Annotated in this window: 13 protein-coding genes; 7 read left to right on the top strand and 6 right to left on the bottom strand. The window is 75.2% G+C overall.

Annotation, left to right across the window (positions count from 1 at the left end):
- Positions 1–323: 323 nt before the first annotated feature.
- Together ACFWVC_RS18490 and ACFWVC_RS18485 are read left to right on the top strand one after the other, a co-directional pair.
- Positions 324–1,388: a S1 family peptidase gene (locus tag ACFWVC_RS18490; RefSeq protein ID WP_384286486.1), complete on the top strand. Its 1,065-nt coding sequence runs from the start codon at positions 324–326 to the stop codon at positions 1,386–1,388.
- A 146-nt stretch (positions 1,389–1,534) separates the two neighbouring features.
- A complete protein-coding gene (locus ACFWVC_RS18485; RefSeq protein WP_384286481.1) occupies positions 1,535–2,449 on the top strand; it encodes a S1 family peptidase in 915 nt (304 codons plus the stop codon).
- A 55-nt stretch (positions 2,450–2,504) separates the two neighbouring features.
- Here the strand turns inward: ACFWVC_RS18485 and ACFWVC_RS18480 are convergent, their stop codons facing one another.
- Positions 2,505–3,644, bottom strand: a complete 1,140-nt coding sequence (locus ACFWVC_RS18480) for a winged helix DNA-binding domain-containing protein (RefSeq protein WP_384286477.1) — start codon at positions 3,642–3,644, stop codon at positions 2,505–2,507.
- Positions 3,645–3,705: 61 nt separating this feature from the next.
- On the opposite strand from ACFWVC_RS18480, the gene ACFWVC_RS18475 reads away from it, so the two are divergent.
- Positions 3,706–4,689, top strand: a complete 984-nt coding sequence (locus tag ACFWVC_RS18475; protein ID WP_384286472.1) for a helix-turn-helix transcriptional regulator — start codon at positions 3,706–3,708, stop codon at positions 4,687–4,689.
- 1 nt (position 4,690) lies between these two features.
- Here the strand turns inward: ACFWVC_RS18475 and ACFWVC_RS18470 are convergent, their stop codons facing one another.
- A complete protein-coding gene (locus tag ACFWVC_RS18470) occupies positions 4,691–6,238 on the bottom strand; it encodes an alpha/beta hydrolase (RefSeq protein WP_384286467.1) in 1,548 nt (515 codons plus the stop codon).
- 100 nt (positions 6,239–6,338) lie between these two features.
- Between ACFWVC_RS18470 and ACFWVC_RS18465 the strand changes: the two genes are divergently transcribed.
- The gene (locus ACFWVC_RS18465; protein WP_384286465.1) at positions 6,339–7,271 is read left to right on the top strand and encodes a MerR family transcriptional regulator; all 933 of its coding nucleotides are present in this window, start codon (positions 6,339–6,341) and stop codon (positions 7,269–7,271) included.
- Between the two features lie 118 nt (positions 7,272–7,389).
- The gene (locus ACFWVC_RS18460; RefSeq protein ID WP_384286462.1) at positions 7,390–8,304 is read left to right on the top strand and encodes a slipin family protein; all 915 of its coding nucleotides are present in this window, start codon (positions 7,390–7,392) and stop codon (positions 8,302–8,304) included.
- Positions 8,305–8,453: 149 nt separating this feature from the next.
- Here ACFWVC_RS18460 and ACFWVC_RS18455 read toward each other — a convergent pair whose 3' ends face one another.
- The gene (locus ACFWVC_RS18455; protein WP_384286460.1) at positions 8,454–9,299 is read right to left on the bottom strand and encodes a GNAT family N-acetyltransferase; all 846 of its coding nucleotides are present in this window, start codon (positions 9,297–9,299) and stop codon (positions 8,454–8,456) included.
- 149 nt (positions 9,300–9,448) lie between these two features.
- On the opposite strand from ACFWVC_RS18455, the gene ACFWVC_RS18450 reads away from it, so the two are divergent.
- Positions 9,449–10,561 carry a S1 family peptidase gene (locus tag ACFWVC_RS18450; RefSeq protein ID WP_384286457.1) on the top strand — a complete coding sequence of 371 codons (1,113 nt, stop codon included), beginning with the start codon at positions 9,449–9,451 and terminating at the stop codon, positions 10,559–10,561.
- An 87-nt stretch (positions 10,562–10,648) separates the two neighbouring features.
- Here ACFWVC_RS18450 and ACFWVC_RS18445 read toward each other — a convergent pair whose 3' ends face one another.
- The gene (locus tag ACFWVC_RS18445; protein WP_384286455.1) at positions 10,649–10,966 is read right to left on the bottom strand and encodes a hypothetical protein; all 318 of its coding nucleotides are present in this window, start codon (positions 10,964–10,966) and stop codon (positions 10,649–10,651) included.
- Between the two features lie 172 nt (positions 10,967–11,138).
- Positions 11,139–11,939, bottom strand: a complete 801-nt coding sequence (locus ACFWVC_RS18440; protein WP_384286452.1) for a TIGR04222 domain-containing membrane protein — start codon at positions 11,937–11,939, stop codon at positions 11,139–11,141.
- 114 nt (positions 11,940–12,053) lie between these two features.
- Between ACFWVC_RS18440 and ACFWVC_RS18435 the strand changes: the two genes are divergently transcribed.
- Complete coding sequence (locus ACFWVC_RS18435; RefSeq protein WP_384286450.1) at positions 12,054–13,304, top strand: amidase family protein; 1,251 nt, start codon at positions 12,054–12,056, stop codon at positions 13,302–13,304.
- On the opposite strand, the gene ACFWVC_RS18430 is transcribed toward ACFWVC_RS18435, so the two are convergent.
- The gene (locus ACFWVC_RS18430; RefSeq protein WP_384286448.1) at positions 13,291–14,193 is read right to left on the bottom strand and encodes a nuclease; all 903 of its coding nucleotides are present in this window, start codon (positions 14,191–14,193) and stop codon (positions 13,291–13,293) included. The two genes, ACFWVC_RS18435 and ACFWVC_RS18430, sit on opposite strands and share 14 nt — an antisense overlap.
- Between the last annotated feature and the right edge of the window lie 188 nt (positions 14,194–14,381).

The following is a 14,381-nucleotide window of genomic DNA, read 5'->3' as shown; positions in this document are numbered from 1 at the left end:
TCTCCGCCCCGATCACGCACCGTTCCCGCCACGCGGCACGGCGCCGGCCCGCGTCACGGGTGCCGCCGAGGGGATCCGCGCCCACCAGGCGATACGGGGCCGGAGGGTGCCGTGCCGGGGCCGTCCCGTCCCGCGGGGCGGCGGAGCCTTCCGGGGGCCGGCGGCCGAAAGCTGCCCTTGTGCGTTTGTGCGCCGTTCTTGAATACTCCCCGAGTGCGCAGCTTGACAGGGGCACGCCATCCCCCACGATGGCGGAGTCCTCGCTGCGCCTCACGGGCTCGCGCTACGCGGGTCAACTTCCGTTCCCCCACAGGAGGACAAGAGTGAGGATCAAGCGCACGACGCACACCCCCGCCCCGAGACGCGCACGGCTGATCGCCGTGGTCGCGTCCGGTCTGCTCGCGGCCACCGCGCTCACCCTGCCCGCCGCCCAGGCCGCACCCTCCCCCAAGGCCTCGCCGGAGGCCGCCACGGCGCTCGCCGCGTCGCTGGGCACCGGCTCCACGGCCGGTTCGTACTACGACGCCAAGGCCAAGGCCATGGTCGTCAACGTCACCACCACCAAGGCCGCCCAGGCCGTCAGCGCCGCCGGCGCCGTTCCCAAGCTGGTCACGCACAGCACCGCGCAGCTGAACAAGGCGGGCAACGCCGCCCTGGCGGCGGACGTGGCGGGTACCTCGTGGGTCATCGACCCCAAGAGCAACCGCCTGGAGATCACCGCCGACAGCACGGTCACCGGGGCCGAGCTGTCCAAGGTGCAGAAGGCCACCGCCCCCTACGGCGCGGCCGTCACCTTCCGCCGCACGGCCGGCACCTTCAAGCGGCTGATCGCGGGCGGCGACGCCATCTACGGCGGCGGCTACCGCTGCTCGCTCGGCTTCAACGTCCGCAGCGGCAGCACGAACTACTTCCTGACCGCCGGCCACTGCGGTGAGGTCGCCTCGACCTGGTACTCCAACTCGAGCCAGTCCACCGTGCTCGGCACGAACGTCAGCTACAGCTTCCCGACCAACGACTACGCGCTGGTCCGGTACACCAACACCTCGGTGGCCAAGGGCGGCACGGCCGGCAACACCGACATCACCAGCGCCGGCAACGCCTTCGTGGGCCAGGCCGTCCTGCGTGACGGTTCCACCACCGGCATCCACAGCGGTTCGGTCACCGGCCTCAACGCCACCGTCAACTACGGCGGCGGCGACGTGGTCTACCAGATGATCCGCACCAACGTCTGCGCCGAGGGCGGTGACTCCGGCGGTGCCATGTACACCTCCGGCGGGATCGCGCTCGGTCTGACCTCGGGCGGCAGCGGCAACTGCTCCAGCGGTGGCACCACGTTCTTCCAGCCGGTCACCGAGGCCCTGAGCGCCTACGGCGTCAGCGTCTTCTGACCCGCCCGGCACCGCGCCCACCCTCTCGTCCCTGATGTGCCCGGCGGCCTCGGCCGCCGGGCACATCGCCGTATGGCCCTCTTGTCCGTACGCCGTATGGTCGCAATACTCCGCGAGGCACCGCATAACCTCGTAGGGGGGCACAAATGAGGAACAAGGGGCGCAGGGACACCACTTCACGCAGCGGTACCGCCAGACACGCGGGGTACCTCACCGTGCCGGCCGGTGTGTTCACTCTGCTCGCGGCCACCGTGCTGGCCGTGCCCGCCGCCCAGGCGGCCCCCGGCGGCCGGGCCTCGCCGGCCCACCTTGCCGCGGCGGTCCGCGCGGCGGAGTCCGCCGACGTCCCCGGCAGCGCCTGGGCCGTCGACCCCGGCAGCGGCACGCTGGTCGTCCTGACCGACGCGACGGTCTCCCGTGCCGGGCTCGACGCGCTGCGCCGCGCGGCCGGCCCGTACGACGGCGCCGTCCGCTTCGAGCGCGCTCCCGGTGCCTTCCGCCACTTCGCCGCCGGGGGCACGGCGGCCTACGGCGGTGGCTTCCGCTGCTCGGTCGGCTTCAACGTCCGCTCCGGGAGCGTCCACTACTTCCTGACGGCCGGTCACTGCGGCGCGGCCGCGGGCCGCTGGTACGCCGACCCCGCCCAGACCCGCCCGCTCGGGACCACCGTCGCCCACCGCTACCCGGTCGACGACTACGCCCTCGTGCGCTACGACTCGGCGAAGGGCCACCCCGGCAAGGTCGGCCGGCAGGACATCAGGAAGGCCGCCACGGCGTACGTGGGCGAAGCCGTCAAGCGCGCGGGTACCACCACCGGCGTGCACAGCGGCACCGTGACCGGACTCGGCTTCACCGTCAACTACGGCGGCGGCGACATCGTCCGCGGGCTCATACGCACCAATGTGTGCGCCGAACCCGGCGACTCCGGCGGCCCGCTGTACGACGGCACCAAGGCGCTGGGCCTGACGTCGGGCGGCAGCGGCGACTGCACGGGCGGTGGCACGACCTTCTACCAGCCGCTGCCCGAGGTGCTGAAGGCGTACCGGGTCACCCTCTACTGAGCCCGCGGGGGACGGGGCGGGAGGCGCGCCCCAGGCGGTGCCCCCCCGGCGGCGCTCACGCCGTGAAGCGCACCTCCCGTCCCGTCGTCCCCGGTGCCGCGAAGGCCAGCAGGTGCTCGCCCTCCGCGGCGAGCGGGTCGCGCGCCGCGCGGGGGAGAGGCGCGTACGGCAGGACGTGGAGCACGGCCGCGCCGCGCGACGACTCGATCCGCCACAGTCCGTGGACGAAGCCGTCGTGGAGGAAGAAGCCGCGGTTGCTGCCGCTGCCGGGGAGGGCGGGGACGGGCGGGGCGCCGGGGGAGGGGGCGTGCGGCATGATCCGCGAGCGGTCGGCGTGCGACAGCGCGATGTTGTCGTACTGCGGCAGGAAGCGGGGCGGCGCCGGGGTGGCCGGGTCGGGGAAGGGCGCGCCGGGGACGTCGTACAACTCGGCGCCGCTCTCGTCGCGGTAGACCCGCAGCCGGGGACGCAGGCGGTCGACCACCGCGCGCACGCCCGTGAGCCCGGACCACACGGCGACGTCCTTGACCGCCGCGGGGCCGAACGCGGCGAGACAGCGCAGCACGGTCCGGTCCGGGGCGGCGTCCCCGGCGAAGTCGAAGGCCCGGCCGAGCCACTGCTCGGCCGGGGTCTGCAGGGCGGCGCCCGATGTCCGCCACAGCCCGCGCGGCGGCGGCTGGACCGTCGGCACACGCGCGGTCACCGCCAGGCTCAGCGGGAGCCGTTCGCGCTCCGGCCACCGCTCCCGCAGGCCGTCGCCGAGCCGGCTCGCGGAGAGCGGGCCGGCGGCCAGGAGCGCGCGGCCCGCCTCGGCGACCTCCGCGAGGTCCAGCCCGGCCAGCTGCCGCCGGAACTGCCCGAGCAGCCGCCGCTCCAGGACGTCCTGGACGACCGGCCGCAGCGTCATGCAGTCCTCGGCGGTCACCAGGTGAACGGTCCAGCGCAGCAGGGACATGCGCACCGCGCGGCGGTCCGCCAGCATCCCCGACAGCTCGCCCGGCGCGAAGTCCGCGATCCGCGACCACAGCGCCACATACGGGTCCTGCGGCTCCTGCGCCTGAAGCCCCACCAGGTGCCCGACCACCTGCTCCGCGCTCACGTCCGCCCGCCGCAGCAGGAACTGGCGGGCCAGCAGCGAGCGGTTGAGGGTGCGGCGGTCCAGAACGGCGCCCTCGGGAATGGTCTCCGTCTCCATGGCGGCACGGTATCCACTCATGCGGTCAGAAGCTGTCCGCAACGGATGCCAGACTGGCGCGGTGCTGGAAACCTCCGCCCGCTTGCTGCGGCTGCTCTCCCTGCTCCAGTCGCGGCGCGACTGGACCGGCCCCGAACTCGCCCAGCGCCTTGAGGTCACCGCCCGGACCGTGCGGCGCGACGTGGAGCGCCTGCGCGCGCTCGGCTACCCCGTGCACGCCGCCCCCGGCACCACCGGCGGCTACCGGCTGGGCGCGGGCGCCGCCCTGCCCCCGCTCCTGCTCGACGACGAGGAGGCGATCGCCGTCGCCCTGTGCCTGCGCACGGGCGCGGGCGGCAGCGTCGAGGGCATCGAGGAGACGTCCCTGCGCGCCCTGGCCAAGCTGGAGCAGGTGCTCCCGTCCCGGCTCCGGCACCGGGTGCAGGCCATGGGCGCGGTCGCCGTCTCACACCCACCGGCGCCGGCGGGCACCGTGGCGCCCGACGTCCTGGCCCTGATCGGCGCGGCCTGCCGCGACCGCGAACGCCTCCGCTTCGACTACCTCACGCACGACGGCACGGCCGGCCGCCGCAGCGTCGAGCCGCACAGCCTCGTCCACCACGGCCGCCGCTGGTATCTGCTGGCCTGGGACACCGACCGCCAGGACTGGCGAACCTTCCGCGTCGACCGCATGGAGCCCAGAACCCCCACCGGGCCGCGCTTCGCCCCCCGCCGGCCGCCCATGGACGCCGCGTCCTACGTCGCCCGGGGCGTCACCTCCCGCGCCTACCGGCACCAGGCGGTCGTGACCCTGCACGCCTCCGCCGAGTCCCTGGCCGACCGGGCGTCCTGGGGCTTCGCCACCATCGAGGCCGACGGCCCCGACCGCTGCCTGCTGCGCACGGGCGCGGAGTACCTGGACGTCCTCGCCCTCTACATCGGCACCCTCGGCGTCGACTTCGAGGTCCACGAACCGCCCGAACTGGCCGACCGCCTCCGCGACATCGCCGCCCGCCTGGTCCGCGGCGCGGGCCGGACGGGCCGGACGGCCGGGGACGCGTCGTAGGTCACGGGGTGGGGAGGCCGAGGTGCCGGAGGACGGATCCGGCGGCCCGGGTGACGGCGGCGCGGGACTCCGGGGTGGGGTCGAGGGTCTCGAAGCCGTGGCGGCCGTGCGGCACGTCGACCACCTCGACGCGGGCGCCGCACTCCTCGGCGGCGGAGAGGAAGCCCGCGACCGTCGCGGCGATGTCCGGTGCCTCCCGTCCCGCGCGGGTCAGCACCACCGGCAGGGGACCGGCCGTGCGCAGCGCGGTCGCGGGGCGGAAACGGACGTCCACCGCGCCCCAGTTCGGCACGGGCGCGAGCACGGGATAGCTGGCCGCGACACACCGCAGCCAGGCCGGCGGGGCGGCGAGCCAGTCCGCCGCGAGCAGTCCGCCGATCGAGAAGAACCACAGGGCGACCCGGTCGCCGTCGACGCGGGGGTCGGCGCGGACGAGGTCCACCGCCTCGGCGATGTCACCCGCGGCACGCGCGAAGTCGGCCATGCCGTGCAGCCGGTGGTCCACGGTCGCGCAGACCGCGCCCAGCCCGGCCAGATACCGGCCGTAGCCCACGAAAGAGGGCCAGTCGCGCGGCGTCGGCCGCGCGCCCGCGGGTACCGGGCCGCCGTGGACGAGGACCACCGCGGGCCGGGGGCCGTCGGCGTCGGGCAGGTGGAGGTCGACCCGGCCGTGGCGCTCGCGGGGCCGTTCGGGCAGGTCCATCAGGAAGGGCCGCAGGTGGGGCGGGAGTTCGGCTGTCCCTCCCGCTTCCGCCCCCGCCCCCGCAGCCCCGCCGAGCCGGTGCCCCTCGCCCGCCGCGGCCCGCAGGAGCGCGTCGGCCAGTTCGCCGGGGACCGAAAGCATCGGCCAGTGCCCGGTGGCGAGTTCGAAGAAGGTGACCTGCGGATCGACGAGTGCCCGCAACCGCGGGTCCCCGAAGCCGACCAGGGCCTCGACCCTGGCGATGTCCGACCCGTTGGCGGTGCACAGGACGCCGGTGGCCGGCACCTTGGCCGCCGCCCCGGAGAGCCGGAGCGGCTGGGTGAGCGTGCCCGCGGGCTGCGGCGCGGCGAGCCGGGTCAGCCGGGCCAGCGCCTCCTCCGGGACACCGTCGAGGCTGCCCCACCGTTGCCATCCGTCCGGGCCGGGCGCGGGGAGGAGCCCGTCGTCCCCGGGCCCACCGGCGGCGTGCCGCAGCCGTTCGTGGACCGCGGGATCGGGCACCAGCGCGAGCGCCGGGTCGCCGTCCCCCGGCATCCCCGCGTCCAGGTGGACGACGCGGGCGACCCGCTCCGGCCGGCGGTCGGCGGCGCCGAGCACCGGGTGGATGCCGTAACCGTGGCCGACGAGCACCACCTCGGGCCCCTCGCCGACGGCGTCGAGGAGTCCCAGCACGTCCCGGACATGCGTCTCCAGGTCCGTTTCCGGTCCCGCCGCCTCGGCGCCCCGGCCCATGCCGGTGAGCGTCACCGGATGCGCCCGCGCCCCCGACTCCCGCAGTCGCGCCGCCACCTCGTGCCAGATCCAGCCGCCCGTGTGGGCCTCGGAGACCAGGATGAAAACCGTCATGAACGCCTCCCGTACGTCATGGTCCGCGGGGCCCGGGCGTCGTACCGGGCCTCCGCGCTCGCCGGTACCGTAGGAACTCCCCCTGAGGGAGGTTCAAGCCGTGTCGCCTGACGGCATGTGGAGCATCGGGGAACTGGCCGCGCACGCCGGCGTCACCGTCAAGACCGTCCGCTTCTACTCCGACCGCGGCCTGCTGCCCGAGGCGGGCCGCAGCACCGGGGGGCACCGCCGGTACGGCCCCGAGGCACTCGACCGGCTCCGGCTGATCCGCTCCCTGCGCACCCTCGACCTGCCGCTCCCGGACGTGGGGCGGCTGCTGGACCGTGAGGGCGCCCTGGCGGACGCGCTGGAGGACGCCGTCGCCGGGCGGCTGCGCGACCTCGGCACCCAACTGTCCGCGCTGCGCTGGCGGGAGGCCGCCCTCCACGCGCTCCGGGACTGCGCCGCCGCGGAGCGCGCCGACCGGCTGCGGCTGATCGGCGCGCTGTCCACCCCGCCCAGCACGGCCCCGATGAGGCGTTTCTGGCGGCGCTGGCTGCCGCCGCGGCTCCCCGCCGGACTGGTCGGCCGGATCATGGAGTTGTCGGTGCCGGAGCCTCCCGGCGACCCGACGCCGGACCAGGTGCTGGCCTTCGCCCGGCTGCACGCCTTCACCACGGGTTCCTGCCCCGACGGCACGCGCCTGCGGGCCGAGGAGTACCGGTCGGGGGCCGGCGGACGTCCCGCCGTGCTCTACGAGGGACTCGGCGAGGCGTACGACCTGGCCGCCGCGGAGCTGCTGGCCGGGCGGGAGCCGCGCGAGGGCGACGCGCTGGACTGCTTCGTGTCCGCCTACGCCCTGGCGCACGGCACCCGGGACACCCCCGCCTTCCGGCGCGTGCTGGCAGGAACGCTTGCCGCGGAGCCCCGCGCCGACCTGTACTGGCAGCTCACCGGTGAGCTGTGGGGCCCGGCGCGACCCACCCCCGGCGCCGCCGACGACTGGCTGCGCACCGCCCTGTCCGTCCCCGCGGCGGGTCCGGAGGCGGCGTAGCGGGCCCCGGGCCGGGCCCCCTGTACCGGCCCCCGGATCGGGGCATCCTCGCCCGTATCCGGTGGATTCACCGCGATGTACCGTGGAAGTACGCGATCCCGGACGGCAGGGGGCCGTGATGGTCGTCGAGTTGATAGCCGCTTTGCTCTCGGCCGGAGCGCTGTACTTCGTGGCCGGCGCCCGAGTCGTGCAGCAATTCGAGCGAGGCGTGGTGTTCCGCCTCGGCCGGGTCAGGGGCGGGGAGCGGGGGCCCGGGTTCACCATGGTCGTCCCGGTCGTCGACCGGATGCGGAAGGTGAACCTGCAGATCGTGACGATGCCGGTGCCCGCCCAGGAGGGCATCACCCGCGACAACGTCACCGTGCGGGTGGACGCGGTGGTCTACTTCAAGGTCGTCAACGCCTCCGACGCGATCATCAACGTCGAGGACTACCGCTTCGCGGTCTCGCAGATGGCCCAGACCTCGCTGCGCTCGATCATCGGCAAGAGCGACCTGGACGACCTGCTGTCCAACCGGGAGAAGCTCAACCAGGGCCTGGAGCTGATGATCGACAGCCCCGCCATCGGCTGGGGCGTGCAGATCGACCGCGTCGAGATCAAGGACGTGTCGCTGCCGGAGACGATGAAGCGCTCGATGGCCCGCCAGGCCGAGTCCGAGCGGGAGCGCCGGGCCCGGATCATCAACGCGGACGCGGAGTTCCAGGCGTCCAAGAAGCTGGCCCAGGCCGCGCACGTGATGGGCGACGCCCCGGCCGCGCTGCAGTTGCGGCTGCTGCAGACGGTCGTCGCGGTGGCCGCGGAGAAGAACTCGACGCTCGTCCTGCCGTTCCCGGTGGAACTGCTGCGCTTCCTGGAACGCGCACAGTCGGGCCCGTCCGCCCCTGCTCCGGCGGCCCCCGCTCCGGCCGCCCCCGTCGAGATGCCGCGCGAGTCCGTGCCGCCGCCGTCCCCGCCTGCGGCGGGGGTGGTCCCCGGCGAGCTGCGCGATCCGCTGCTCGACAGCGTCCGGCCGCGGCCGACCGACGCGGTGTGACGCGGTGCGTCCACCGGAGGCAGGGCGGTCGCTGTGCCCCGCGACCGGGCCCGGCCGTCGCGGGGTGAGGGCGGTGGCCACGGACAGCCAGTGACCCGGACAGGTGCGGCCGCCGGAACCGGGCGGTCGCCGGCGGTGGACCGGAGGTCTCAGGCGGGACCGGGGTCGTCCGCCGGGTCCGGGTCCGGGGACCAGACGTAGGGGACGGTCGTCGTGACCGCCACCAGGCCCAGTCGCCGCAGGACGGGCGCGCTGTCCGCCGAGGCGTCGACCTGCACGAAGCGGTGGCCCGCGGCCACCGCCAGCCGGGCCCGGTGTGCCACCGTCGCCCGGTAGACACCGCGTCCGCGCCACCGCGGCAGCGTCGAGCCGCCCCACAGCGAGACGAAGTCCGTGCCCCGGTGGAAGCGGGCCCAGCCCGCGCAGACCACGGTGTCACCGTCCTCGGCGACGACCACCACACACGGGTCGCCCGGTCCGGCCGCCACCTCGCTCTCCAGCATGTCCGGCAGCCAGTCGTGGGAGACGCCCCAGATCTCCTCCTCCATGGCGCGGATGCGTTCGAAGTCCGCGCGTGAGGTGACCTCGCGCAGTGTCACGCCCTCCGGCGGCCGCGGCTCGCCGGCCAGCGCCGCGGCCTCGCCCACCATGACCGTCTCCGGCTCGTCGGGCGCGAATCCGGCCGCCGTCAGGCGCTCCGGCAGCTCCTGCGGCAGGTCGTGCCCGAAATACTTCCACTCCACCGCCATGCCGAGGCCCGCGAAGTGGTCCCGCTCCCCGGCGATCAGGGCGTCCAGCTCCGGCCCGTCCAGTCCGCCGAGGTCGCGGTAGTCGAGGAAGCCCGCCTCGCCGTGGCGGTAGGTCTTGCGCAACAGGGGGCCGACCCGCTCCACCGACGCGTGCCGGGAGAAGCCGTCGGGGACACGGGCGCGCAGCTGCGCGTCGTATGCGGCGCGGTACTCCAGCGCCGTCGCGGAGGGTTCGGAAGTGCTCATCGGGCGGAGTCCACCACATACCCGGGGCGGGGTCGAGCGAATTTGCCGGCATGAACACAACGCGCCGGAGCCCCGTATGACCCACGGCACGGCGCTTCCCCTTCGCTGTCGACGACCGGACCCCGTATCCCCCCACAGGAGGTCATGAGTTGAAGCACAAACACCTACCGAAACGGAAGATCGCGCTGGTCGCGGCCGGTGTCGCCGCGGTCGCCGCGGCCGCGGTGCTGCTGCCGAACGCCAACGCGTCGCAGTCCCCGGCACCGTCGCGGGACGCCGCGCCGCCGCAGGCGCTGAGCGCCCGGGCGGCGGCGGAGGCGGCCTCCCGGCTCACCGCGGAGTTCGGCTCGTCGATCGCGGGCGCCTACTACGACCCGGCCGCCCGGCGGCTCGTGGTCAACGTCGCGGGGGACGACGCCGAGGCCGTCCGCCAGGCCCGGCAGGCCGGTGCCGTGACCCGCCAGGTCCGCAACACCACCGCCGAACTGACCGGCGCGGCGGGGACGTTGCGGCAGAACGCCACCATCCCGGGCACCGCATGGGCCGTCGACCCCAGGACCAATCAGATCCTGGTCACCGCGGACCGCACCGTCACCGGTGAGAACTGGGACAGGCTCCAGTCCACCGTGCGGTCGCTGGGCGGCGGCATGGCCAGGATCGAGAGGTCCGCGGGCCGGATCACGCCCTTCGTGGCCGGCGGTGACGCGATCTTCGCCGACGGGGCGCGCTGTTCGCTCGGCTTCAACGTCCTCAAGGACGGGGCTCCGGCCTTCCTGACCGCAGGCCACTGCGGCGTCGCCTTCCCCGCCTGGTCCGACACGCAGGGCGCCTCCCCCCTCGCGACGGTGGCGGCCGCGACCTTCCCCGGCAACGGCGACTTCGCCCTCGTGACGTACGACGACCCGGGCACCGACGCGCCCGGCCAGGTCGATCTCGGTAACGGCCAGGCGCTGCCGATCACCGGGGCGGCGGACGCCGCGGTGGGCCAGGAGGTGTTCCGCATGGGCAGCACCACCGGGCTGCACGGCGGCAGCGTCCTCGGCCTCGACGCCACGGTCAACTACCCGGAGGGCACCGTCACCGGGCTCATCCAGACCGACGTCTGCGCGGAACCGGGGGACAGCGGGGGCTCGCTGTTCACCCGCGACGGGAGCGCGATCGGGCTCACCTCCGGCGGCAGTGGGGACTGCCAGGCGGGCGGCGAGACGTTCTTCCAGCCGGTCACCACGGCCCTGGCCGCCGTGGGCGCGGAACTCGGCTGACGTACCGCACCGACGCGTACGCGGTTCGCGCGGCCCCGGGGCCACGGCGGGAGGTCCCGGGGCCCGGCCGCGCACGCGCGCGGGGGTTCAGCGGTTGAGCGGGAAGGCCATCACGGTGGCGCCGACCTGCACCGTCCGCGGTGCCGGGACGCGGGGCGCCCGCGCGTCCTCGTGCAGCCCGACCAGCAGTGCCGCGAGCCGGTGCCGGAAGTCGTCCCAGACCTCGGCGTCCTCGGCGTCGGTGTGCTCGGCGTGCTCGGTGGGTCCGCCGTCGCCGGCCCGGTGCTGCTGCCGTGCGCACGGCGGCTCCACGAGGCCCGCGGCCGCGAGGCGGCGCAGATGGTTCAGCATGCGCAGCCGGCCGGGGTGCGCCGCGGGTCTGAGCGTGATGTCGGTCGCGGTCATGGCGGTCAGTAAACCGTGCCGTCCCCTTGCCTTCGCAACCCCTTCGGGGTCTTCGGGCACCCGGGGCGTGACGCGTGTTGACGCGCGGGACGAAGGGATACGCGCGTGACGTCCGGACGTGACCCATCTCGCACCGCCGCCGGGTTTGGGCGGCGCCGGGCGGCGCGTACCCTCACTCTCCGCCGCCTGTGCCGCAGCCGAGGCCGCCGCCGGACGTCCCGAAGCGGGAGATGTAGAGGCTGTCCGTACGGTCGCGGCCGGCCAGCAGCCCGCTGTCCCGGGTGAAGTGCGGGGCGGCGGCGCGCAGGGCGGGCGCACCGTGGAGGGCGGCGGCGAGCAGGGCGGACTCGGGCGACAGCGACCGGGACCGGGACCGGGTGAAGGGGAAGCGTTCGCGGGTCCGCCGCAGCGCGCGGTCGCCGGCGCGGGTGCGCCACGGGACCGCCCACACGGCGCAGGCCCCGGCAACCAGCGCGGCGGGGACCGCCACCCGGAGCACCGGCCCCCAGGCCGCCGCGCCCACCAGCGGAACCGCCGCCACCGCGGCGGCGCACGCCGGCCCGCGGGCTGCGCGCAGCCCACGGGCGCGGCGGACCAGCCCGGCGGCGGCCAGCCGCTCGCGCAGGGCGTCGGTCTCCCTCCGCACGGGGCGGGACGCGGCGACGGCGTTCACGCCCGAGGGCCGGTACAGCGCCTTGTAGACCGCCAGTTGCAGCGGATGCGACAGCCCGGCCATCGCGCCGGAGATACGTGCGGTGCCGTGCGGCCCGGCGTCCACGGTGCCGCGCAGATGGAGCGCGAGCAGGGCCACGGTGGCCGCGCCGCGCGGACCGTCGCGCAGATACGCCGCCTCGTACGGATCCGTCACCTCATCGAGTGAAGCGCGCGGCGCGCGCAGCAGTACGGCCGCCGCGGCGAGCAGTCCCACCGCGACCGCGGAACATGTCCATGCGAGCCATGCGATCCAGGACATTCCCACCACCCCCTGGAGGCGGTGTGCCCGCCGGCGCAGGGCGGGACGCCCCGCTTGAGCAAGGCCAGAGGTTCGGGCGTAGCGTGAACCGCCGTGACGGACCGGGTGGATCGCGTGGCAGTGGTGTGTGACCGTATCGACCGGCTCGACGCCCGGGTGCGGGCGTTCGTGCCCGAGCCCGACCGGCGGGGCCGGCTCGCGGCGGAGGCGGCCGCGGCGCCGCTAGGCGTGCTGTCCGGGGTCGCGGTGGGCGTCAAGGACATCGTGCGGTGCGACGGGACGCAGACCCGCGCCGGGTCGCGGGTGCCGGCGGAGGTGCTGGCCGGGCCGCAGGCGTCGCTGGTGGACCGGTTGCGCGCGGCGGGGGCGCTGATCGCGGGGAAGACGGTGACGGCCGAATTCGCGGTGACCGCGCCGGGGCCGACCCGCAACCCGCACAACACCGCGCACACGCCGGGTGGTTCGAGCAGCGGATCGGCGGCGGCCGTGGCCGCGGGCATGGTGCCGCTGGCCGTCGGCACGCAGACCGTGGGCTCGGTGATCCGGCCCGCGGCCTTCTGCGGGGTGGTGGGCTTCAAGCCGACCTTCGGGCGGATCCCGGTGGACGGGGTGATCGCCAACGCCCCGAGCTTCGACACGGTCGGCGTGCTCGCCGTGGACGTCGCGGCCGCTGCTCTCGGCGCGTCCGTGCTGTGCGACGACTGGCGGGAAGGCGGAGGCGGAGGCGAAGGTCAAGGTCAAGGTCAAGGTCAAGGGGAACGGGAACGGCGCCCGGTGCTCGGCGTCCCGGCCGGGCCGTACCTGGAGCGGGCCGGGGCGGAGGCGCGGGCGGCCTTCGCCGCGCAGACCGCCCGGCTGGCGGCGGCGGGCTGGACCGTGCGCGAGGTCCCGGTGATGGACGGCCCAGGGGAGTTCGAGGCGGTCGTACGGCAGTTGTTCACCATGAACCGCTACGAGGTGGCCCGCACGCACGCCGACTGGTTCCCCCGCCACGGCCACCTCTACCGCGAGCAGACCGTCGCCGCCATCCGCGAGGGGCAGGCGATCGCCCGCGACGACTACGAGCGGGCCGTGCGCGAGCGCCGGGCCGTCCGGGGCCGGCTGCTGGACGCGATGGAGCGGGAGCGGATCGACGCGTGGCTGGCGCCGCCCGCCACCGGCCCGGCCCCGTTCGGCCTCGGCAGCACCGGCGACGCGGTGATGTGCCTGCCGTGGAGCAACGCGGGCCTCCCCGCGGTGAGTCTGCCCGCCGGGTACGCCGCGAACGGCCTGCCGCTGGGGCTGCAGGTCGTCGGGCGTCCCGGGGAGGACGAGGAACTGCTGCGCTGGGCGGCGGAGTTGGCCCCGTCCGTCAGGCCTCGCTGAAGACCAGGTCCTCGATCGGCACGGTCATCCGCACCATGCCGTCGTCCGTGACCTCGACGACGTGGTGCAGCCCGCGTACCAGCGCGCGCGGGGTGGCCGAGGACAGGATCCGGTACTCGTCGGCCGCCCCCGCCAGGAAGGCGCGGAAGGACGATGCAGGGGACGGTGAAGGGGAGGGGGAGAGCTCGCCGGACGCGAGGTGGTCGAAGAGGCGCCGGAAGAGCTTGGGGACGACCACCGCCTCGTCGGTGAGCGAGGAGAGCCCGGTGACCTTCGCCCCCGCGGTGCTCGCGTCCACCGGCCACAGCCCCGTTCCCGCGCTCCTGGCCTGCCGGGTGACCGCGGCCAGCTCCTCGCGCAGGTCCGCGAAGAGATTGCCGTAGAAGGTCGGGTAGGCCAGCCCCCGCGCGATCAGGTGGTGGTTGACCGTCCGGCGCAGCAGCGGCACGCCGACCGTCACCTCCTGGCCGCTGCGGGTGTCCTCCGGCAGCGGGCCGCGCCCGGCCAGCGCGACGCAGCGGCCGTGCACGTCGACCCCGCCGGTGAGGATCCACCCGGGCACGCTCTCGGGGACGGCGGAGACGACCCGTTCGCTGTCCGGCGCGCGCCGCACCTCGGTGAACCCCAGCCACGCGAGCAGTTCGTCCCGGGCCGCGTGGGCGAAGGGCAGCGGCTGGTGGGCCGGGGCCGAGGTGGGTCCGTAGTGGGTCTCCAGCGCGTCGACGGCGTCCAGGCGCAGCTTGCCCCGGCAGGAGTTGGTGAGGTCGAGCCGCGCCGCTCCGGGGACGCGGTTCCAGTCCGGGTGGCGGGTGGGGACGAAGCCCACGGTGTCGCCGTCCGGCTCGGTGCCGGTTATCTGGAAGGACCCTTTGACCAGCAGCATCGGCATGGCGACTTCCCCCTCGGGTGCGCGCCGGCAGTGACGTCGTGTGCAGGAAACCACGCGGAGGGTGGCGGAGGACAGGGATCCGGCACGTCGACGGCACGTCTCCGGCATGTCTTCGTACGTGTGTTCGAGAAGTGGTCTATGGTGGGTACCGGAGGGTCCGGAAGGGGGGAGACGTGAGCGGTCGGAGG

The organism is Streptomyces sp. NPDC058691, from assembly GCF_042714775.1.
Taxonomy (GTDB): Bacteria; Actinomycetota; Actinomycetes; order Streptomycetales; family Streptomycetaceae; genus Actinacidiphila.
Note: the sequence above shows the minus strand (reverse complement) of the source record. Positions and strands in the feature narration are given on the sequence as shown.

Excerpts from the sequence above, each read along its gene's own strand:
- ACFWVC_RS18445 (WP_384286455.1), bottom strand. The coding sequence starts at position 10,966 with ATGACCGCGACCGACATCACGCTCAGACCCGCGGCGCACCCCGGCCGG.
- ACFWVC_RS18455 (WP_384286460.1), bottom strand. The coding sequence starts at position 9,299 with ATGAGCACTTCCGAACCCTCCGCGACGGCGCTGGAGTACCGCGCCGCA.
- ACFWVC_RS18480 (WP_384286477.1), bottom strand. The coding sequence starts at position 3,644 with ATGGAGACGGAGACCATTCCCGAGGGCGCCGTTCTGGACCGCCGCACC.
- ACFWVC_RS18485 (WP_384286481.1), top strand. The coding sequence starts at position 1,535 with ATGAGGAACAAGGGGCGCAGGGACACCACTTCACGCAGCGGTACCGCC.
- ACFWVC_RS18430 (WP_384286448.1), bottom strand. The coding sequence starts at position 14,193 with ATGCCGATGCTGCTGGTCAAAGGGTCCTTCCAGATAACCGGCACCGAG.
- ACFWVC_RS18440 (WP_384286452.1), bottom strand. The coding sequence starts at position 11,939 with ATGTCCTGGATCGCATGGCTCGCATGGACATGTTCCGCGGTCGCGGTG.
- ACFWVC_RS18470 (WP_384286467.1), bottom strand. The coding sequence starts at position 6,238 with ATGACGGTTTTCATCCTGGTCTCCGAGGCCCACACGGGCGGCTGGATC.
- ACFWVC_RS18460 (WP_384286462.1), top strand. The coding sequence starts at position 7,390 with ATGGTCGTCGAGTTGATAGCCGCTTTGCTCTCGGCCGGAGCGCTGTAC.